The sequence below is a fragment of the Algorimicrobium algoritergicola genome (assembly GCF_008086165.1).
Taxonomy (GTDB): Bacteria; Bacteroidota; Bacteroidia; order Flavobacteriales; family Flavobacteriaceae; genus Algorimicrobium; species Algorimicrobium algoritergicola.
Genome location: NZ_VSKL01000004.1, coordinates 128,734 through 150,091 on the forward strand (window position 1 = coordinate 128,734; position 21,358 = coordinate 150,091).

Sequence of the window (21,358 nt, forward strand, 5' to 3'; positions counted from 1 at the left end):
GTTTTTAATGTTAATAATATAGGCGCAGTTTAAAATCGCCATGACAATCCACCACCTGCACCAAAACGGTTGTCGTAGCTTGCCATTAGTGAAAAGTCTCGCGATAAAAAATATTCCATTCCTGCGCTCCAAACCACTTCGTTGGCAAAATTATCGCCAATTGGAAGGTCATCTACCCAACCAAAATCTGCTTGATATTCAATGTTACCAAAAATGGCGGTTCTTGGAAAAATCATAATTTCTCTACTTAAATTTATTTGAGGCCTCAATTTATTGTCGATTCGCACATCCAAATCAAAAAGATAAGGGGTTAAAAAGCGAATTCCAGCAATGGCTGTTGTAGAAAAGTCGTCCAAATTATCCGCTATTTCATTTTCAATGTTAACGCCTCCAAAAACGCTTAAATAATCGTGTAGATAGCGTTCATAAGTTACTTCGGCTTCCATATTTTTATTCCAACCATATTCCGCTATAACATTAAATTGATTCCGTAGGTTTGAAGATACAAAGTTGAATTCAGTCATGTGTGAAGCCACATCAAGATTAGACCAATTATAAAACATATCAGCTTCATGTATTAAATTAGAAATTGGAAATTCCTGCATTCTAGGATCTCTTGGTGTATCATAACTAACAATTCTGGCCATGCCGCTCATCATATGGTATAATATGTGGCAATGGAAAAACCAATCGCCGTATTCGTTGCCATAAAATTCAATAGTTACCTGTTGCATTGGTGGTACGTTTACGGTGTGTTTTAATGGTGAATAGTCTCCATTTTCATTTAAAACTCTAAAAAAGTGTCCATGCAAATGCATAGGGTGATGCATCATGGTTAGATTATTAAAAGTCATTCTAGTCACTTCGCCACTATTAATTTTAATTTGGTCTGCTTCGCTTAAGGGCACACCATTCATACTCCAGATGTAACGATTCATATTTCCTGTAAGATTTAATAGTATTTCGGTAACAGGAAGGTCTTTATTATATGTTGTTTTAATTGGCGATTTTAGATAATCATAGTTATATTCCGAAAACATATCCATTCCGTCCATTTCCATGTCTTGCATATCATCATCATCTTTCATAGCCATTTCAGAAACTTTTTGTTGCTCCATCTGCATTTTGCTATGATCCATTTTGGAATGATCCATTTCCTTTTGCATCATGGTATCTTTTGGCTTTTCCATTACATTGTGGTCCATTTTGGAATGGTCCATCTGCATACCGTATTCAGCTTTCATCTCATGGCGCTCATCTTTTTTCGGTCGAAATTTTAAAGCATGTGCACCCATTTTCATATCCATTTTTGCCATTTGTTGCATCATGTGGATTTTATCGGGTTTAGGCAAATCCATAGCTTTCAATACATCACCTTGTCCCAAATAAGCAGAAGCGGTTCCAGAACCATCTTGTGCCATAATCTGAAATTCCATTTTACCTTGTTGCGGAATCGTCACTAAAAAATCATAGGTTTCCGCCACACCTATAAAGGTTTTATTTCTAGCCACAGGTACCACATCTTTTCCGTCGGCAGAAACCAATTCTGGTGTTTCACCACCAAAAGTCATCCAAAATTGGGATGATGCAGAACCATTTATGATCCGTAATCGCACTTTTTCGCCTGCTTTAAATTGAGGATAGTCTATGGAGGCTTCGCCATTAATTAAAAAAGTAGGATAATATATGTCGGCAATATCAGCACCTTCCATACGCTGACGCCAAAAATCGAGCTGTGAGCCAAAAGCCCCTCGTGAAATTACACGGTTTAAAGGGGTTGACGTTCCTTTTTTCATTTGATACCACTCATTGCCGCGCTTTAAATTCCGAAGCACATTGTTAGGCTTTTCATTCGTCCAGTCAGATAACATTAAAACCAATTCGGAATCATAATCGAACGTTTCCGTTTTTGGATGTATAACAAATGATCCAAAAACACCACTTTGCTCCTGAAGCATGGTATGTGAATGATACCAATAGGTTCCGGATTGGTTGAGTGCAAATTCGTATTTAAACGTTGTGCCTGGTTTTATTGGTGGTGTAGTTAGGTAAGGAACACCATCATAAAAATTGGGTAATAGCATACCATGCCAATGAATAGATGTTTCCACACGCATTTCGTTTTTTACATATATTACAGCATATTCACCTTCCGTAAACTCTAATGTTGGACCTGGAATTGTCCCATTTATAGTCATTCCTTTAACGTTTTTACCCGCTTTATTTACCATTTCTTCATTAATGGTTATTGTGTATTCGCGAATTGGCAAATCATCAATATTGCCTTCCACCGATTGCGAAAAGCTCAATTGGATGGCCATGAACAGGATTAAGGTTATGTAATTTATAGGTCTCATCTTTTTTCTTCTTAATTAACAGTATTATTTGAATTATTTTAACTCAAACTATTTAATTATTAACGTGTTAAATAATTAATAATCGAAGTCTGTAAATAATAACTTCTAACCGATTCCACTTGATTCATCTGAAACTTTAATTGTAATTCCTGAATATCTAAAACATCATTAAAATCAATGGTTCCTGTTTCATAACTTTTAATTAAAATAGTTTCAGCATCTTGCGCTTGTTTTAAGTTTTTCTCCTGTATATCAAATTTAATTCGTGACTGATTACGTTGTGAAACGGCTTTTGATAATTCCGCTTTTAGCATATTTAAGCGTTCGTCCTTTTGAGATTGTATTTCCTGTTTCCGTAAATCATTTTGCTTGCTTTGCGAGCTGTACTTTTTATTGAAAATGGGAATAGAAACCGACAGCATGGGCATCACCATATCTTTGTAAGAACTGGTAATCATGGGGCTGTTTTCTTGATTAATATATTCCACACCAAAACCTATCATGGGGCCACGTTCTTTTTGGTTTAATAATTCGGATTGTTCTACAGATTGATACAACTTATCATACTTGAGTAATTCTGGGTTTACAGAAAGACTATCGTAACTATAGTAAGTATCATCTTCCAAAATTTCCAAAGAAGAAACCACGGAAACCTCAACATCATAGTCCCGATTCAGTAAACTATTCATAGCAGCTTGTATGCCTGTAAATTGTTGAATTAACACCTCTTTTTCTTGCTGCAATTCGTTTTGTCTAATTTGTAATCGTAAAACATCTACGGCTGATGCTTTGCCGACTTCTACAGACGTCAATGCTAATTGTTCATAGGTTTTTAATAAGCTAATATTGTCATCAAGAACGGCTTGCTTGGCGCTTATTTCATACAGTTGATAATAGAATTGCGACACAGACAATGCTAATTTCCGTTTCGCAATGGTGATGTCCATAAATTGTGCATCAGCCATGGAAGTCGCATAATTCTCTCTAGCTGTTATGGTACCAAACCAAGGCAGCATTTGCATGACAGAAACGCGAAAACGTTCCATAGGCATTTCCATTTCTGGTGCTACAGCCATAACGCCAAAATTAAATTCAGTGTTTGGCAAACTATTGACTTCGTTTACTTTTTCGGACGCAATTTTATGCTGAAAATCAACCTTTTGCATTTCCGGATTGCTCTCCAGAGCTTGGTTTATAAGCGTTTCTAACTCTTGAGCACTCACAGAGTGAAAAGTGAAAAGTAAAAAACTACAAATCAAAACAATTCGCAAAGGACAGGTGACTTGCGGAAAACTAAAAACTCGTATTCGTAATATGTTTATAAACTGTTTCATTTTTGAATGTTTGATTTAGTGGTTTTAATAGAACTTACTAACATGGCAACTAATTCTTTATTAAAACCAACATGTAATTGATGTGCGTCTTCATGTATATAACCAGTATCTTTCAACAAATCCAACCAATACAATGTTTCATTAGCTTCTTTCAGTGAAATACTCATTTTATGTACAAAATCGGCCTTGCTTTGAGCAAATTCCGCTTCACGAATTAATGCGCCAATAGCAGTTCCACTTCTCAAAAACTGATTGCTTAAAACATATTCTTTTCGCTCATTTACCAATAATTGGGACAACTTTACTACCAAAACTGCAAAGGCATAACTTTTATCTTTTAAAATGCTTTTACTCATAACTTTAAACTTTTAGTTTTTCACTTCTCACTTTTAGTTTTTCACTTTTCACTTTTCACTTTTCACTTTTCACCCTTCACTCTTCACTCTTCACTTTTAGTTTTTCACTTCTCACTTTTAGTTTTTCACTTCTCACTTATAGTTTTTCACTTCTCACTTATAGTTTTTAGTTTTTCACTTTCAACTCTGCTCTCCAGCTATACAATACGGGAACCACAAATAAGGTAATTAAGGCTATGAGCATACCTCCAAAACTCGGGATTGCCATCGGAATCATAATATCGCTTCCGCGCCCTGTAGAAGTTAAAATGGGTAACAAAGCCAAAATGGTAGTTGCTGTAGTCATTAAACAGGGTCTAATTCGTTTTTCGCCGGCTTCCACGATAGATGCTCTAATTTCGGTTCTGTTTTCTGGTGTATTTCTATCGAAAGTTTGCGTTAAATAAGTAGCCATAACCACACCATCATCGGTTGCAATACCGAAGAGCGCAATAAAACCGACCCAAACGGCAACACTTAAATTAATAGGATGCATTTGAAACAAATCCCGCATATTTTCGCCACCGACGGTGAAGTTTAGAAACCAATCCTGACCATAGAGCCAAATCATGATGAATCCACCAGCAAATGCGACCGCAATTCCGGTAAACACCATTAAAGACGTAGTTACGGAACGGAATTGAAAGTACAGAATCAAAAAGATAATTGCTAAAGCTAAAGGCACAACAACCGATAGGGTTTTTTCGGCTCGCAACTGATTCTCATAGGTTCCGGTAAATTGGTAATTAATCCCTTTTGGAACAATCAATTCGCCAGATTCTATTTTTTGCAAAATCAAAGCTTGTGCGTTTTCAACAACACTTACTTCTGCAAAACCATCTTGCTTGTCAAATAATACATAACCGACTAAAAAGGTGTCTTCACTTTTAATCACTTGTGGACCTTGTTCATACCGAATGCTTGCCAATTCACTTAAAGGAACGGGACTGCCTTTTGAAACAGGAATATAAATTTGTTCTAAATCAGACGGATTCCCGCGCAATTCTCTTGGATAGCGCACACGAATACCATAACGTTCTCTTCCTTCAACCGTTTGGGTTAAAACCATGCCGCCAACAGCCACTTGTAAAACGTCTTGCACATCCTGAATGGAAATGCCATAACGCGCTATTTTCTCTCTATCAATATCAATTAGCAAATAGGGTTTCCCAACAATACGGTCTGCAAAAACAGCTTCTTTTTTAACACCTTCAGCTTCTTTTAATATAGTTTCTAATTGCACGCCAAAAGCTTCAATTTGTTTTAAATCTTGTCCTTTCACTTTAATTCCCATAGGTGCTCGCATGCCTGTTTGAAGCATGACCAATCGGGTTTCAATAGGTTGTAGTTTTGGTGCTGACGTAACACCGGGTAGTTTGGTAACACGGACTATTTCATTCCAAATATCATTTGGCGATGTAATTTCTGGACGCCAGTTTCTGTAGAATTCACCATCGTTGTCTTCTATTAATTGAGAACTATTTACGGTCCTCAAGTTGATACTTTCGGAATTATTTGGATTTGGAATAAATCGTCCATCGGTCAACTCAAACAAACCTTCAGCATTCACTTTATAACGTTGGCGCTCGCCATGGTCATTCAGCATATATTCCGATTTATACTGAATCATGTTTTCATACATAGACAAAGGTGCTGGATCTAAAGCCGATTCGGTTCGTCCTGCCTTACCAACAACGGTTTCTATTTCAGGAATACTAGCAACGGCCATATCCAATTGCTGTAAAACCCGTTTGTTTTCTTCAACACCAGAATGAGGCATGGAGGTTGGCATGAGTAAAAAAGAACCTTCGTTTAATGAGGGCATAAATTCTTTCCCAGTATTTTTCATGATGAAAAAACCAGCAATCACAATAGCCGTTGGAACAGATAGAAACAGTAGCTTATTATTTAAACACCATCTTAAAATTCGAGTGTAATAATTAATAAATAATGTAAAAACACCTAATAAACCAAAGCAAATAACACTTACAAAAATAAGGTTCCAAAAGATGCTTTTATCAACGCCTAGAGGTCGCCAATATTCGGCTAACAAGAATACAATAGCTGCAGCTGAAATGATTATATTAATTACATTTGCGCGCTTTTCATCAACAATATTTTGAAGTTTTAACAGGCCTGAAATTCCAAAACCTATTAAAACAAGCCCTAACCAATAGCCATAAAACAAGCCAACAATACCTGCTACTATTAAAGCCGCATGGATCAGGTAACTAAAACGTGTTTTGATACTTTTTCTTCGGAATAAAAAGGCTGCAAATGGTGGTATTAAAAACAAAGCCACAATAAGGGAAGCCGTTAACGCAAAGGTTTTTGTAAAGGCTAGTGGTCTAAATAGTTTTCCCTCAGCACCAATCATAGTAAACACAGGAATGAAACTAATGATGGTTGTCATCACGGCCGTTACAATGGCACCAGAAACTTCAGCTGTGGCATTATAAACAATTTCATTAATAGGTAACTTTTCACTATTCACTTGTAATTTATCACTTTCAACGTTTCGCTTTTCACTTGCTTCATCCAAATGCCTGATAATGTTTTCCGAAAGTATCACCCCAACATCCACCATGGTTCCAATAGCAATGGCAATACCAGAAAGTGCTACAATATTGGCATCAACATTAAAGAGTTTCATGGCAATAAAAACCATTAAAACCGCAACGGGTAATAAGCCTGAAATTAAAATGGAAGCGCGCAGATTAAATACCATAATGATGATGACCAAAATGGTGATTAAAATTTCTAATGTTAAAGCTTCATTTAGTGTACCTAAAGTTTCTTGAATCAGTTCACTCCTATCATAAAAAGGCACAATAGTCAGTTGGGATGTGCTGCCATCTGCTAAAACCTTGGAAGGTAATCCGGCACGTAATTCATTAATTTGCACTTTAACATTGTTGATAACTTCCATCGGGTTCGCACCATAACGCGCTACAACAACGCCTCCAACAACCTCTGCGCCTTCTTTATCTAAAATACCACGTCGTGCTGCAGGCCCTAATGATACGTTACCAATGTCTTTAATTTTTAGGGATGTAAAATCTTCAGAAGCCACAACAGCATTTTCTATGTCTTCAATAGATTTTACATAACCCAAACCACGCACTAAATATTCCGCTTGGTTAATTTCTAATGTTTGCGCACCAATATCTTTATTACTTTCCTTAACGGCTTTTACAACTTGGTCTAACCCAATATTGTATTGACGCATGAGTTCCGGATTCACATCTACTTGATATTCTTGAACATAACCACCAATAGAAGCTACTTCAGATACGCCACTTGCCGATGATAAGGCATATTTTACGTAGTAATCTTGAATGCTTCGCAATTCGTGTAAATCCCAGCCACCAGTAACGTTTCCGTTGGCGTCACGACCTTCCAATGTGTACCAAAATATTTGACCTAATCCTGTGGCATCTGGACCTAAAGCCGGATTCACATCATCTGGGAGTAATCCGCTGGGTAGGGAATTGAGTTTTTCTAATATGCGACTTCGGCTCCAATAGAATTCTACGTCTTCATCAAAAATAATGTAGATACTAGAAAACCCGAACATGGAAGAACTTCTTATGGTTTTTACACCAGGAATTCCCAATAAAGAGGTCGTTAAAGGATAGGTAATTTGGTCTTCAATATCTTGGGGTGATCGACCTTCCCATTTCGTGAAAACAATTTGTTGGTTTTCACCAATATCTGGAATAGCATCAACGGCCACAGGATCACTTGGTAAAAAACCGGTGTCCCAATTAAAAGGGGCATTCACAGTTCCCCAACCTATAAAAAGGACGAGTAACAGAACAGCAACGAGCTTATTCTCTATTAAAAATTTAATGCTTTTATTCAGCATGGAATAGAATATTTAGTAGTGAGTACAAAGTATAACGTACAGCAAATTTAGAAGTCAACTATAAAGTGCATCTAAACATAAAAAGGTCCTAACGCAAAAAATTATGCATTACAACCAACTACTAAAAATCAAATTAAATAGGTCTCGTCAAGCTTGAAGATTTGCCTGATAACGAGTGGTGGTTCGTATGTTGAATAGGAAGATACTTGGGTGTCAAGATCTTCAAAAAGGTTTAGGTATGTCTGTACAAATGACGCAATAAATACCTGCTGCTCAAAAGAAATTTTGTCAACATGTAATTGGAGTTCATCTTGACCATCAACTAGAGTTTGTTCGTTTTTACAACAATCTTTTTTGGTAATAGTACAACCTTCCGTAGATGGTTTATTCATATCCATACCGCAGCCTTTGGCTGTATTAAAAATAGCGGTTTCTACCAAAGTACCACCACAATAATGCATATCAACCGTGAATGACAAAGTCGAAAATAACACGACAAATGCCATAGCAATAGATAGTATATTATGGAATACGTTTTTCATACGATTAGCAAATATACAAAATTTTTAATACATCAAATTTTGTTTAACAGAAGTTTAGAACATCGTAAGGAGCAAGAGTAGCGCCAGATGAGGAAGGTCAGTAATGCGGAATACAAATAAATAGCACCAACAAGGAGGTGTATACGCAGTTATACTAATTAAGGTATATACAAGCGTATAATAAATGTCATTTTTTAATAAAAATTCGCAACTTTAATAAGACCTTCAATATTTAGTATTTGAATTTTACGTCCATCTGTTGAAATAAGTTCATCATGTTTAAAATCATGTAGCACACGAGCCAAAGTTTCAACTACGGTTCCTGCCATATTTGCTAAATCGGAGCGAGAAAGTAAAATATAGGTTTTTGCCATATTTTCAACTTTATATTTATCATGCAAAATCAATAAATTAAGTGCTACCCGTTCCCTTACGGTACGTTGAGATAGTACGGCCATCAAATTTGCTAAAACACTAAATTCGTGGCTTAAGCTTTTCAATAACAAACGTGAAAATGATGAAGAATCATTAAGTATCTCATTAAAATCGTTTATAGTTATAAATGAGATAATAGAGTTTTCTATGGCAACTGTTGTATCGCCATATGTGTTTTCACTTAAAACGGATGAATACCCAAAAAACTCACCTTCATTATAAATGTATATTATTTGCTCTCTCCCATCATTATCCATTTTATACTTTTTCACTTTACCACTTTGTAAATAAAAAATACCAGAAGGCAATGTCCCTTCTGTAAATATAGGCTGGTTTTTACGAAACGTTTTATCAACCATAACATGTTCAAGAAATTCCCTATCATTCGAAGGTAATTCGCTTAAAATACATTGGCTGTTAAATGTGAATTTTGTAATCATATATTAAGTTACAAAGTTACACCTTATTTACTTTTTAATCTAAAATTGATTTAAATCAAATTTTACCAAGACAATAGTCAACCCTCTTATTATTATATCAAAGTACCTTTGCAGGTAATTACAAAACTATCATTTTTATGAAAAAAATTGAGCAATTACATACACTTGGAATTCATCCAACCAAAGAATATTTCTGGAATTTACCAGTTTCTAAATTAGTAGCACATACCCTTCAAAAAGGGCAAGGGGTACTAACTAACACAGGAGCTTTAGCTTGTAACACAGGTGAATTTACAGGGAGATCTCCAAAGGATAAATATATTGTAAAAGATAGCATTACGGAAAATTCAGTTTGGTGGGGTGATGTAAACCATCCATTTTCAACAGAAGATTTTGATTCGTTATATAATCGCGTTACGGCATCCCTTTCGGAAAAGGATATTTATATTAAAGATGTTCAAGCTGGCAGTAAAAAAGAGTACCAATTAAACGTTCGGGTCATCACAGAAACACCTTGGCAAAGTTTGTTTGCCAATAACCTTTTTTTAAGACCTACAGAAAAGGAATTGGAGACTTTTAAACACGAATGGCTCATCCTTGCTGCTCCTGAATTTAAAGCAGAACCAGAAAGAGACAAAACAAGACAACAAAATTTTACAATTATCAATTTCACAAAAAAAGTAATCCTCATTGGTGGGAGTGCGTATACAGGCGAAATTAAAAAAGGAATTTTCTCTATTCTCAATTATATTTTACCTCATGATAAAAATGTGCTTTCCATGCATTGTTCTGCCAATATAGGTGAAGATGGAAATACAGCCGTATTTTTCGGTTTATCTGGAACAGGAAAAACAACCTTGTCTGCCGATCCTTCTAGAGCACTCATTGGTGATGATGAACACGGATGGGATTCCGAAAACGTATTTAATTTTGAAGGAGGCTGTTATGCAAAATGTGTTAATCTAAGTGAAGAAAAAGAACCACAAATATTTTCTGCTGTACGGTTTGGAACCCTATTGGAAAATGTGCGTTTCTATAAAAATTCAGATATCGTGGATTATGATAATATAGACGTTACTGAAAATACCAGAGCCGCCTATCCTATTAATTTTATAGATAACGCAATAAACCCGTCTATTGGTGGTGCACCTAAAAATATTTTCTTTTTAACCTGTGACGCCTTTGGCGTATTACCACCAATCTCAAAATTAACAGTCGGACAAGCAATGTACCATTTCATTTCAGGTTATACTGCAAAAGTAGCAGGAACAGAAGCTGGTATTACAGAGCCACAAACCACCTTTTCTGCCTGCTTCGGCGAACCTTTTTTGCCCCTTCACCCTACAAAATATGCCGAATTATTAGGACAAAAACTAAAAGGAAACAATGTCAATGTTTGGCTGGTTAACACGGGCTGGTCTGGCGGTGCATATGGTGTTGGAGAACGTATCAAGTTAAGTTACACGCGCGCAATGATTACGGCCGCCCTGGAAGGGAAGTTAGATCAAATTGAATATGTAGAACATAGCGTTTTTGGTTTACAAATGCCAACGGAGTGTCAAGGCGTGCCTTCCAACATACTCAACCCAAAAAACACGTGGAAAAACAAACAAGAGTATGATGAAACGGCCAATAAACTGGCATCACAATTCAGCGAAAACTTTAAAACATACCAATCTTTTGCAAACGATGAAATCCGCTCTGGAGCTCCAAAAATAGTCTCTAACCTTCAAAAAGCATAATATATGCTGAAAGTTAAAACTGAAGCTGTAATCTGCTGTCCTATCTGTGGGAGTAAATACAAGAAAAAAATGCCCCAGATAGGAAAACATATGAATAGTAAGTGCGTGGTTTGTCATTCTGTTTTTGGAATAAAAACAGTAAATGACTGCTGTGTTTATTGCACATACAGTAATAAATCATGTCCTAAATCCCAAAAAAAATTAAAAAAAATGAATATACCCGCAAACCTTTTATACACTAAAGATCACGAATGGCTTCGAATAGAAGATGATATTGCTTTTATAGGAATTACTAATTTTGCGCAAAGCGAACTAGGAGACATTGTGTATGTAGAAATTGAAACCGTAGATGAAACACTAAAACAAAATGACGTCTTTGGTTCTGTTGAAGCTGTAAAAACCGTATCAGATCTCTTTCTCCCTGTTAATGGTGAAGTACTAGAATCAAATCCAAAATTAGAAGATAACCCAGAGTTGGTGAATGATGATCCGTATGGAGAAGGCTGGATGATTAAATTAAAAATGGACGCAAATACCGATTTAAAAGATTTATTAAAAGCAGATGCGTATGCCCTATTAATTGGCTCTTAAATGCAGGTTCCTAAAAACGTCTATTACACAAAGCAACATGTATGGTTGCAGAAAGTAGGGCGAAATGATTTTTGTGTAGGTATAACCGATTTTGGGCAAAAGGAAATTGGTGAAATCGATTTGATTGAACTAAATAGTAAAGGGAGTTTACTAAAAAAGGGGGCTATTTGGGGTGTTGTATATGGAATCAATAAAACGTTTCAATTAATAGCGCCTTTTGATTGCCAAATTATAGAAAAAAACAGAGACCTACAAAAGCTTACAGCATATGTAAACACCGCTCCTTACAAATACTGGTTTGCCATTTTAACAGCAAAAACAAATACGGCAACCCTATTAAATGCGCAAGATTATACACTGTTAACACAATGATATTCAAAAACCTGCAATTGCATATTGACATTGAAGACCCACTTTTTAATACCGTTTATCCTTTACATATCAAAAAGCTCTCGGAACGCCACTGGACACCTGTGGAAGTCGCCAAATTAGCTGCCGATTATTTAGTAGATCAACAAAAATGTAAAGTTTTGGATATTGGTTCCGGAGCTGGAAAATTTTGTTTAATTGGGGCGGCATCAACAAAAGGGCACTTTTATGGTGTCGAGCAGCGCAAGGAACTTGTCAAGTTGTCTCAAAGAATAGCAAAAAAACATCAAATCCCGAATGTGCAATTTATGCACGCTAATATTACCGAAATATCTTTTTCTAATTATGATGCGTTCTATTTTTATAATCCTTTTTATGAAAACGTTGACAATTCCGTTTTAATAGATACCAAAATAGTTTTAGACGAAAAATTATATATCAAGTATTCAGAATATGTAGAAAATCAATTAAAAAAAACACCTAAAGGCACACGGCTTGTCACGTATTGGAGTAAGTGGTTAGAAATTCCTGAAGAATTTGATTTAGAATTTACAGCCTATAATGGCGAACTGAATTTTTGGGAAAAGAAATTTTAATTTCTACGATTAAACAGGTAAACCACATGCTAAAAAGTAAAGAAATGCTCCTTGAAAAAGGTGTGAAAAAATTAAAAATTATGGGCTTTACCCAAGTTACCAAAAACACCATTTTGACGGATGAAATTTACCAACTCTACTTCTTAAGTTTTCTAAATAACATACCTAATCCCAAAAACAATCATGAAATTAGTGCCATACAGGAACTAAAATTATACATTGTTAAATTACTTGAAATATAAATCATACAGCAAACATCAAAAATTATCAAACATTTTCTTGGGCCTTTTCAATAGCCGTATGAATATCATCAACAACAAATGCACGGTCTATAAATGAAAATATGTCGTTTTTTTCAAAATCAGCCATCAAGGATGTGCTCACACCCGAAATTATGACGTTTATTTTTCGAGCCTGATAGCTTTTTAATATTTCTTTAATGCTCTGATAGCCTGTAGCATCAATTAATGGCACATAACGCATTCTTATAATAATAACTTGGGGTTGGAAATGCGTATTAGTAATGGTCTCCTGAAATTGTCTGGCTGCTCCAAAAAATAAAGGCCCATTAATTTCATATAAAATAACGCCTTTCGGGATTTCCAACAGCTCGTCATCAAAAAGATGTTCCTCATGGCCATTTTCAGATGAAAAACCCTGAATATTAACAGATTCACTCATACGTTTCATAAACATGAAGCTGGATAATACAATCCCAATTTCTATAGCAATAACCAAGTCAAAGATAACCGTCAATAAAAAAGTAGTAAGTAAAATAATAATATCCATCCTATTACCTTTTAAAATAGACCTGAATTGCTTCCATTCACTCATATGGTAGGCAACAACCATTAAAATACCCGCTAAACAGGACATAGGTATTAATTTGGCATAAGGGGCAAACAAAAGCATAATAGCCAATAACACCAGAGCATGAACAATACCAGCAATTGGTGTTCGTCCCCCATTTTTTACATTGGTAGCTGTTCTAGCAATGGCTCCTGTAGCTGGGATACCACCAAAAAGAGACGACATAATATTGGCTGCGCCCTGGGCAACTAACTCCATATTTGTACGGTGTTTTCCGCCAATCATAGAATCCGAAACCACAGCTGAAAGTAGTGATTCAATGCTCCCTAATATAGCAATAGCAAATGCGGGTTGAATAAGCGCTTGTATCGTATCAAAATCAAGCTTCGGTATTCGGGGTAAACCAATCTGGTTTGGAATACTTCCAAAATTACTTTCAATGGTATCCACAGGAATATGAAAAACCGTTACAGCAATCGTGCTTAATACTATAGCAATAATAGAACCTGGAAGCTTTTTTATTATTTTTTGAAAATAAAGTGTCGTAAAAATCGTTGCCACAGCAATACCAATAGCATACCAATTAATTTTGTGGAAATTATTAAAATAAACAACCCATTTATCCATAAAATCAGCAGGAACTTTTGTTATATGAAGCCCAAAAAAGTCATTAATTTGTGATGAAAAAATAATAACTGCAATCCCACTCGTAAAACCAACAATAAGAGAATATGGAATATATTTTAATAAATTTCCTAGCCGAGCCAATCCAAAACCAATAATAATAAAGCCGGCCATAAAGGTAGCAATCGTTAACCCATCGGTCCCGTATTCCTGTACAATACCATAAACAATAACAACAAAAGCGCCCGTTGGTCCGCCAATTTGAACACGACTCCCGCCAAAAGTAGAAATAATGATTCCTGCAATAATGGCGGTTACGATTCCCTTTTCAGGCGAAACACCAGAAGCAATTGCAAAAGCAATTGCCAATGGTAATGCAACAATCCCCACAATTATTCCCGAAATAATATCTTTAATTAAAGTGTCCTTGGATATACCTTGCTTTAAAAGAGAAAATAATTTGGGTATAAATTCCTTCTGCATCTGTTTAATAATTTTATAACTAGTCCTGTTAAGTCTAATGTTATGTTACCACTTGGTTGTATAATCAATAGTCATATTTAATAAAACAGCTCTTGCAACTCGCATTAACGGAATCTGAAGTATAAAACTAAAAACAATCACTAAGGGGTAAAGAAATTTGAAAAAACCATGAATAGTATCTAATGAAAATCCTAATAATATTAATGGGATAAAAACAACAAGCACAATAGGGTAACTAATCCATAAAGCAGCCGTGTAAAATCCTGGTTCTAGTTTAAAATCTTGCTTACAGTGTTCACAGGCATTGGGCATGTCTAGAATTCCTGAAAAAACAAATAATCCAGGATTGTGGAATAAATTTCCAATTTGACAACGTGGGCATTTTAATTTTAAAACGCTGTACAGTTTTGTTCCTTTCTTCATCAATTATCTTCAAATTAGTTATCAGCCAGCTTTTGTGTAAATCGGTTTACATATTTTTTACAATAGCTTTCCCAAATTCAGAACATTTAAGCAGGGTTGCATCGGTCATTAATCTTTCAAAATCATAGGTAACCGTTTTGTTTTTAATAGCCCCTTTCAATCCCTTCACTATAAAATCTGCTGCCTCTTGCCAACCTAAATATTCCAACATCATAACGCCAGAAAGTATTTCGGAGGAAGGGTTCACCTTATCTAGGTCTTTATACTTAGGCGCTGTGCCATGGGTGGCTTCAAATATAGAAACTCCCGTTTTGTAGTTTATGTTTGCCCCTGGCGCAATGCCTATCCCACCTACAATAGCAGCCAAAGCATCAGAAATATAATCGCCATTTAAGTTTAATGTTGCAATAATGTCATATTGTTCGGGTCTTAAAATAATTTGTTGCAAAAAAGCGTCCGCAATAACATCCTTTATTATGAGTTGATGGCCATCCTTATCAATAACCTGCCAAGGACCTCCTTCATAATCGTGTGCTGAAAATTCATCTTTAGCCAATTGATAACCCCACTCTTTAAATTTACCCTCGGTGAATTTCATAATATTACCCTTATGCACAAGAGTAACCGAATCCTTTTTATTTTCAAGGGCATATAATATAGCCGCTCGCACTAAACGCTCTGTCCCCTCTTTGGACACCGGTTTAATTCCAATAGATGTGGTTTCTGGGAAACGAATAGCGGTAACACCCATCTCGTTGGTTAAAAAATCCATCACTTTTTTCACTTCAGGAGTACCATCCAGCCATTCAATTCCCGCGTAAATATCTTCAGTGTTTTCCCTAAAAATAACCATATCCACCCGTTCCGGATGCTTAACAGGCGTGGGTACACCCGCATACCATTTTACGGGTCTAACACAAGCATATAAATCAAGTTGTTGCCGTAATGCCACATTAAGGGATCGCATGCCACCACCTATTGGTGTGGTTAACGGTCCCTTTATAGCCACAAGATATTTTTTAATACTATTAATGGTAGCTTCTGGTAACCACTCCCCTGTTTTCTCAAAAGCCTTTTCACCCGCATAAACTTCCTGCCATTTAATTCTTCTGTAATCGCCATATGCTTTATTAACAGCCGTATCTATAACTAATTTGGTCGCTTTCCAAATATCTGGACCAATACCATCACCTTCAATAAATGGAATAACAGGATTATTTGGTACATGTAATTTACCGTTAATAAGGCTAATTTTGCTTTCGTTCATAGGGCTAATTAAGTTAAATTGAACACAAACATACAATAAATGTTAGTCAAAAACATAACAAATGTTATGTTTTTAATTGTTATTTATTATATATTTGACAGATGAAAAAATTCTATTCGCAATTTGATTTTCAAAGTGGACTGCTTTTTGACGCATTAACAACTCATGAAAAAAAAATGGTCTCTGATGCTATGGAACCTTTAATCATAAAAAAAGGGAGTCTGTTATTTTATGAAGAAGGAGTGCCAACAGGCATCTTTCAGATTAAGAAAGGAAAGGCTAAAAAATTTAAACGCGGTTTTTCTGGATCCGAACAAATTTTTTATATCTACGCAACAGGTGATGTGCTAGGATATCATGCCTTATTTGGAGAGGAACGCTATCAAGATTCGTGCGAAGCCTTAGAGGATCTGGAAGTTAATTTTATTGCTAAAGAGGCATTTTTTCAATTATTGCTTGATATTCCTGCTCTGCAACGCACGTTTATAAAAAATATAGGACATGAGTTTGGGGTACTTGCCAATATCATTACAGTACTTGCCCAAAAAAATTTAAATGCCCGCTTGGCTATTAATTTACTTATTCTGGAAAACCGCTTCCAAAAACATGATAAAAAGGGCGGTATCGATTTAACTCGAGAAGATTTAGCAAACATTATTGGTACCTCTCCTGAAAGTTTAGGAAGAAGTCTCAAACAGTTTAAAGATGAAGGAATAATTACAATAAATAAAAGGGTTATCTATATAAAAAGCACAGAACAAATACAGCAATTATTAAATATGGAAAGTAATCTTATGGAATAAAGCCTACCACACCATTTTTAAATCACAAAAAAACAAACTTCAGCAAAATATGTATCGCCTTTAAACAAAACTACTTTTTAACTAGTCGCTACAATATCCCGTTCCTCTTAGGTCAGCTCATACAACGCATAAACCAGACTATTTCCTTTCGGTTTGGACTACTAATGCAAAATCTTTAATAACGCCCAATTTTCTTTAACAGAAGTTTAGAAATTTTAATGTGGCTTTCTTATTTTAAAACTAGGTCTTACAATAACCACTTTAACCTAACGGTATAATGGTCATATTTTTAGTTATAGATTAAGATCATAATAGTGGACCTCATACTTCACTTAAAATATGCGCAATAGTAGTAAAGTAGCTGCCCAAACATGTTTATATCCATACTTAAAACCGATGATAAGCTACTGCAATCACTAAATTTCAAACGATTATTTAATATTATCTAGTCCAAAAAGTGCTCCCATAAAAAGGTTTAAAAATTATAGCTATAGTTTTTGTTAACCTTTCCCTTCTAATATCATAAATCAAGTAAAGTACCATTTTCAAACACCAAAAAAACCTAAACACGGTCGGGCTTTTGTTTGCCGCAACCCAAAATCTTTATCACTTAATTTAGTATGAACCAATAAAAAAACACCCATGAAAACCTTACAATTACATGTCAAAGCATTAATAATCTTATTAGTAATAGGTACTGCCTTTGCCAGTTGCAGTAGTGACGACGACGTTGCCATTGCAAAAATAAAATATCAGGTATCTATAAATGCGTCCCCAAGTAATGGTGGAACCGTAACCCCACAAAGCGGAGAATTTGAAAAAGACCAACAAATTAATATAACAGCCATACCTGCTGCCGGTTGGCAATTTAAAGAATGGCAAGGCAATATTACGGGAACCGCAAACCCTATGCAACTTACTGTAAATGCCACGAAAACCGTAACGGCAGTCTTTGAAAGAAGCCTATTCTATCTCGCAGAAAACGGCGTAACGGTACTGGCTCCAGACGCTGCCGTGGGCAATTCAGGTGTTGTAAATGGAATTACCTACACCAAACGTACCGCCGACCAAATTACACCTGAAAATGCCGAAACCACCTGTACCACCGGAATTACGGATATGTCTGAATTATTTATGGACGACACCAACTTTAACGGAGACATTAGTCATTGGGATGTAAGCTCTGTAACCAATATGAGCTTAATGTTTTACAAGGCATCCAGCTTTAACCGAGACTTAAACAGTTGGGATGTGAGTAATGTAACGGATATGAGTTCCATGTTTTCAAAAGCGACTATTTTTAACGGAAACATCAGCAACTGGAATGTAAGCAGTGTAACAACTATGTTTGGCATGTTTCGGGACACCAATGCCTTTAACGGTAATATAAGCGACTGGGATGTGAGCAGTGTAACCGCCATGAATCAAATGTTCTATAGTAGCGTCAACTTTAATGGAGATTTAAACAACTGGAATGTGAGCAACGTAACAGATATGAGCTATATGTTTTGGGAAACTAACGCATTTCACGGAAATATAAGCAATTGGAATGTGGGCAGTGTAACGAATATGTATCATATGTTTCGTGGCGCCGGTAACTTTAACAGCGACATTGGCAACTGGAATGTAAGTCAAGTAACAGATATGTCAGGTATGTTTACGGATGCCACCTCCTTTAATCAGAATCTAAATGCATGGAATGTTGGTCTAGTAACAAAAATGAATAACATGTTTAGTGGTGCTAGCGTTTATAATGGGAATATGCACAACTGGCAAGTAAGCCGTGTCACCAATATGGATTATATGTTTTCACGTGCAACCAATTTTAACCAAAATCTAACCAATTGGTGTGTCATACATATTCCGTCAGAACCTACTGGATTTGCCAACAACAGTGCATTAACAAATAGCAATAAACCAAGATGGGGCTTCTGTTTATAAAACAAATAAACGTCGTAAGGCAACAATAGATGCAAACGCCAGGAATTGTAACATGTTCAATAAATAATTAGCATGTATAATGTGTACAAGCTGAACAAAAACTACAACCCTACTTGATTTTAATACATTAACAAAATATTCAGTCCTGCTTCGGTAGGACTTTTTTTTTGCACCTAAAAGCCTAATTTTTAATGTACTCAACAAATAAAAAAACTCCACAACCCTGTCTGTCGCTAGGCAGAAAACAACTTAACAGCAATGCAACTTTCCAGCGCTCCACCTTTACGAGAAAACCCAAAAATCTAAAAATCCAACAAAAAAAACCCAACCAAATAAATTGGCTGGGCATTAATATAAACTCACATGCAGCTATTACAACTTAATAAAACGGATAGCTTGGTTGTTATCTGCCTGTAAAAAATAAACACCAGCTTGCAGGGGTTCTAATAAAATACTTGAGCCATTTCCAAAACGACCCGTTTTTACAGCCTGCCCTAAAGCATTGTAAATAGTGTACTGTTCAGCATCTGGCAATCCAGATACCTGAAGCTCTTGATGTACCGGATTCGGACTAACAAACACCTTACTTGGGGCTAGCGCATAGCTATCAAGGCCTAACGTGTTTAAATTACCTGTAAACGCATCCATATTAACATTATAAAAATCAGTCGATGTCAACCGGACTTCATCCACTTGAATATCACCAAACGTTAAGGTAGCTTCAGTTCCTGTTGCAACCGTTTGTGTACTTCCAACTAAAACATCAGCCACATAGCCACCTATAGATACCGTAGCGGCATTCGTATTATTAATAAAAATACTGCTAAAAGTAAACTCGGCACCATCCGTTCTTTTAATGGTCACTTTTTCAGTAGTGCCAAAATTCGCAGCACCTGATAACACATTAATAGACGCTGAATTACCAAGGCCATAAGCATTTTCCCAAGCAAAATCACCGCCATCACCATCACTTGTAAAACTAAAGGTAAACGAAACACCCTGAAGGGTTTTAGTCATACTGGTAGTAATACCTGTATTAGTATCAAAGTTTTCTGTAAAAGATTGCGCATAGCTTAATGTTACGCATAGCAAAGCTGCTAAAAAAGTAATTTTTTTCATAAGTAGGTTTTATTAGGGTTAAAAAAATTGATGCAAATTTAATATTAAATAAAATTTCCAACAATTTTAATTCACAATAAATCAGCAGTTTTTTTAAAATTATAATAGCTATAAAATAAATACAAAAATAACACAACCTAAAAACCGAAACCTTATAATAAACAATCAACTTCAATTTCAATTTCAAAAGTCCCCTTTGGGCATTTATGGGTTTACTTCCAACACTCCAATCCCAACACCATTCCGGGCATGTAGCAAATACATAAGCCCATCAACCTCTTGGTAATACCGCACGCCTAAAACCGCTACCTGCAAACCCAAACCACTCGGCAGACTGGTAGGTGTCAAACTCAAGGAAGTACCAGAAAAATCTTTAGCCAAAACCACAGGTGCCGCCAAATGCAAATGAGAAGCCAACGTCTCAAAATTAAAATCCAAAACCCCAAACTGCAAGGCAATATGGGTAGCACCCGGAATAAAAGACACCTGCGTCATATTAAATTTAGGAAAAACTACTGTATGAGTTCCCCAATCCATAGAAAACGAAAAAGGCAATACCTGTTGCAGCACACAATCGGGTGTATAGTTAAAATCTTGAAGCAATTGCTGGCCCAAATCCGTCGTTAAACCGTTTGCAACGCGCCGTTCACCACGCGCATTAATAGTGTCCAAAGCTTTTAATTGGGTAAACATGGTCATCAACCGGCTATGAAAAAACGTAAACTTATGCTGGGTATAAAACGGCCGTAACGCCATACGATAGGCTTTATTTACGCGTGAACAATGTCCAAACTCGCTTCCATTTTCACGTACCCGCCGCATACTAGCTTTGGTTTTTATTGCCGTGCCATTAAACCCACCACCCGCTTCACGCGCCACAGGTTTCCCATTCAAATAATAAAAATTAATCCCACCAATCGTCCCAACCAATGGAATAATACCTTTTTGCTTTGCCATAATATGTCAATTTTAAATGAATAACATCCGAATAACGTTTCTAATCAGCAATCACATTTCACGCTTCACTTTTCACTTTTCACTTTCCACTCTTCACTCTTCACTTTCCACTCTTCACTTTCCACTTTCCACTTTCCACTTTCCACTTTCCACTTTCCACTTTCCACTTTTCACTCTTCACTTTTCACTTTCCACTCTTCACTCTTCACTCTTCACTATAATAAAGATAACAAATTAAAAATAAAGGTTATAGCGTGGTTAT

At 36.0% G+C, this 21,358-nt stretch carries 18 protein-coding genes; 7 read left to right on the forward strand and 11 right to left on the reverse strand.

The genetic code is table 11. The features are described from left to right. Positions 1-29: 29 nt before the first annotated feature. The 6 genes from ES675_RS11205 to ES675_RS11230 form a co-directional block, all read right to left on the reverse strand. Positions 30-2,357: a multicopper oxidase domain-containing protein gene (locus tag ES675_RS11205; protein WP_066252984.1), complete on the reverse strand. Its 2,328-nt coding sequence runs from the start codon at positions 2,355-2,357 to the stop codon at positions 30-32. A 59-nt stretch (positions 2,358-2,416) separates the two neighbouring features. Further along, positions 2,417-3,691 (reverse strand): TolC family protein, encoded by a 1,275-nt coding sequence (locus ES675_RS11210; RefSeq protein ID WP_082985938.1) that lies wholly within the window; start codon positions 3,689-3,691, stop codon positions 2,417-2,419. Next, positions 3,688-4,047: a four helix bundle protein gene (locus tag ES675_RS11215; protein ID WP_066252979.1), complete on the reverse strand. Its 360-nt coding sequence runs from the start codon at positions 4,045-4,047 to the stop codon at positions 3,688-3,690. The genes ES675_RS11210 and ES675_RS11215 overlap by 4 nt, the downstream gene beginning before the upstream one ends. Before the next feature lie 166 nt (positions 4,048-4,213). Next, the gene (locus tag ES675_RS11220; RefSeq protein ID WP_066252976.1) at positions 4,214-7,954 is read right to left on the reverse strand and encodes an efflux RND transporter permease subunit; all 3,741 of its coding nucleotides are present in this window, start codon (positions 7,952-7,954) and stop codon (positions 4,214-4,216) included. Positions 7,955-8,082: 128 nt separating this feature from the next. After that, positions 8,083-8,496: an HYC_CC_PP family protein gene (locus ES675_RS11225; RefSeq protein ID WP_066252973.1), complete on the reverse strand. Its 414-nt coding sequence runs from the start codon at positions 8,494-8,496 to the stop codon at positions 8,083-8,085. Positions 8,497-8,690: 194 nt separating this feature from the next. Continuing rightward, positions 8,691-9,371, reverse strand: coding sequence for a Crp/Fnr family transcriptional regulator (locus ES675_RS11230; protein ID WP_066252970.1), 681 nt, complete (start codon positions 9,369-9,371; stop codon positions 8,691-8,693). 137 nt (positions 9,372-9,508) lie between these two features. Here ES675_RS11230 and pckA point away from each other — a divergent pair, with 137 nt between their 5' ends. The 5 genes from pckA to ES675_RS11255 all read left to right on the forward strand — a co-directional run bounded on the left by pckA (position 9,509) and on the right by ES675_RS11255 (position 12,911). Next, complete coding sequence (pckA, locus tag ES675_RS11235; RefSeq protein WP_066252966.1) at positions 9,509-11,113, forward strand: phosphoenolpyruvate carboxykinase (ATP); 1,605 nt, start codon at positions 9,509-9,511, stop codon at positions 11,111-11,113. A 210-nt stretch (positions 11,114-11,323) separates the two neighbouring features. Further along, positions 11,324-11,704, forward strand: coding sequence for a glycine cleavage system protein GcvH (gene gcvH, locus ES675_RS11240; protein ID WP_066252963.1), 381 nt, complete (start codon positions 11,324-11,326; stop codon positions 11,702-11,704). Then, on the forward strand, positions 11,705-12,076 hold the full coding sequence (locus ES675_RS11245; RefSeq protein WP_066252958.1) for a glycine cleavage system protein H: 372 nt from the start codon (positions 11,705-11,707) through the stop codon (positions 12,074-12,076). Then, the gene (locus ES675_RS11250; RefSeq protein WP_066252955.1) at positions 12,073-12,669 is read left to right on the forward strand and encodes a methyltransferase domain-containing protein; all 597 of its coding nucleotides are present in this window, start codon (positions 12,073-12,075) and stop codon (positions 12,667-12,669) included. Before ES675_RS11245 ends, ES675_RS11250 begins: the two co-directional genes overlap by 4 nt. A gap of 26 nt (positions 12,670-12,695) precedes the next feature. Further along, on the forward strand, positions 12,696-12,911 hold the full coding sequence (locus ES675_RS11255) for a hypothetical protein (RefSeq protein WP_148367453.1): 216 nt from the start codon (positions 12,696-12,698) through the stop codon (positions 12,909-12,911). A gap of 25 nt (positions 12,912-12,936) precedes the next feature. Here ES675_RS11255 and ES675_RS11260 read toward each other — a convergent pair whose 3' ends face one another. The 3 genes from ES675_RS11260 to icd are packed head-to-tail and all read right to left on the reverse strand — an operon-like array spanning position 12,937 to position 16,276. Next, entirely contained in the window at positions 12,937-14,586 is a 1,650-nt protein-coding gene (locus ES675_RS11260) for a SulP family inorganic anion transporter (protein ID WP_066252948.1), read from the reverse strand. Positions 14,587-14,631: 45 nt separating this feature from the next. After that, a complete protein-coding gene (locus ES675_RS11265) occupies positions 14,632-15,009 on the reverse strand; it encodes a DUF983 domain-containing protein (protein WP_066252945.1) in 378 nt (125 codons plus the stop codon). Positions 15,010-15,055: 46 nt separating this feature from the next. After that, positions 15,056-16,276, reverse strand: a complete 1,221-nt coding sequence (gene icd, locus ES675_RS11270; RefSeq protein WP_066252940.1) for an NADP-dependent isocitrate dehydrogenase — start codon at positions 16,274-16,276, stop codon at positions 15,056-15,058. Between the two features lie 101 nt (positions 16,277-16,377). On the opposite strand from icd, the gene ES675_RS11275 reads away from it, so the two are divergent. Together ES675_RS11275 and ES675_RS11280 are read left to right on the forward strand one after the other, a co-directional pair. Then, the gene (locus ES675_RS11275) at positions 16,378-17,079 is read left to right on the forward strand and encodes a Crp/Fnr family transcriptional regulator (RefSeq protein WP_066252938.1); all 702 of its coding nucleotides are present in this window, start codon (positions 16,378-16,380) and stop codon (positions 17,077-17,079) included. A 642-nt stretch (positions 17,080-17,721) separates the two neighbouring features. Next, entirely contained in the window at positions 17,722-19,020 is a 1,299-nt protein-coding gene (locus ES675_RS11280; RefSeq protein ID WP_082985937.1) for a BspA family leucine-rich repeat surface protein, read from the forward strand. 372 nt (positions 19,021-19,392) lie between these two features. Here ES675_RS11280 and ES675_RS11285 read toward each other — a convergent pair whose 3' ends face one another. Together ES675_RS11285 and ES675_RS11290 are read right to left on the reverse strand one after the other, a co-directional pair. Beyond that, entirely contained in the window at positions 19,393-20,139 is a 747-nt protein-coding gene (locus ES675_RS11285) for a T9SS type A sorting domain-containing protein (RefSeq protein WP_066252932.1), read from the reverse strand. Between the two features lie 204 nt (positions 20,140-20,343). Next, on the reverse strand, positions 20,344-21,096 hold the full coding sequence (locus ES675_RS11290; protein WP_066252928.1) for a hypothetical protein: 753 nt from the start codon (positions 21,094-21,096) through the stop codon (positions 20,344-20,346). Positions 21,097-21,358 lie beyond the last annotated feature (262 nt).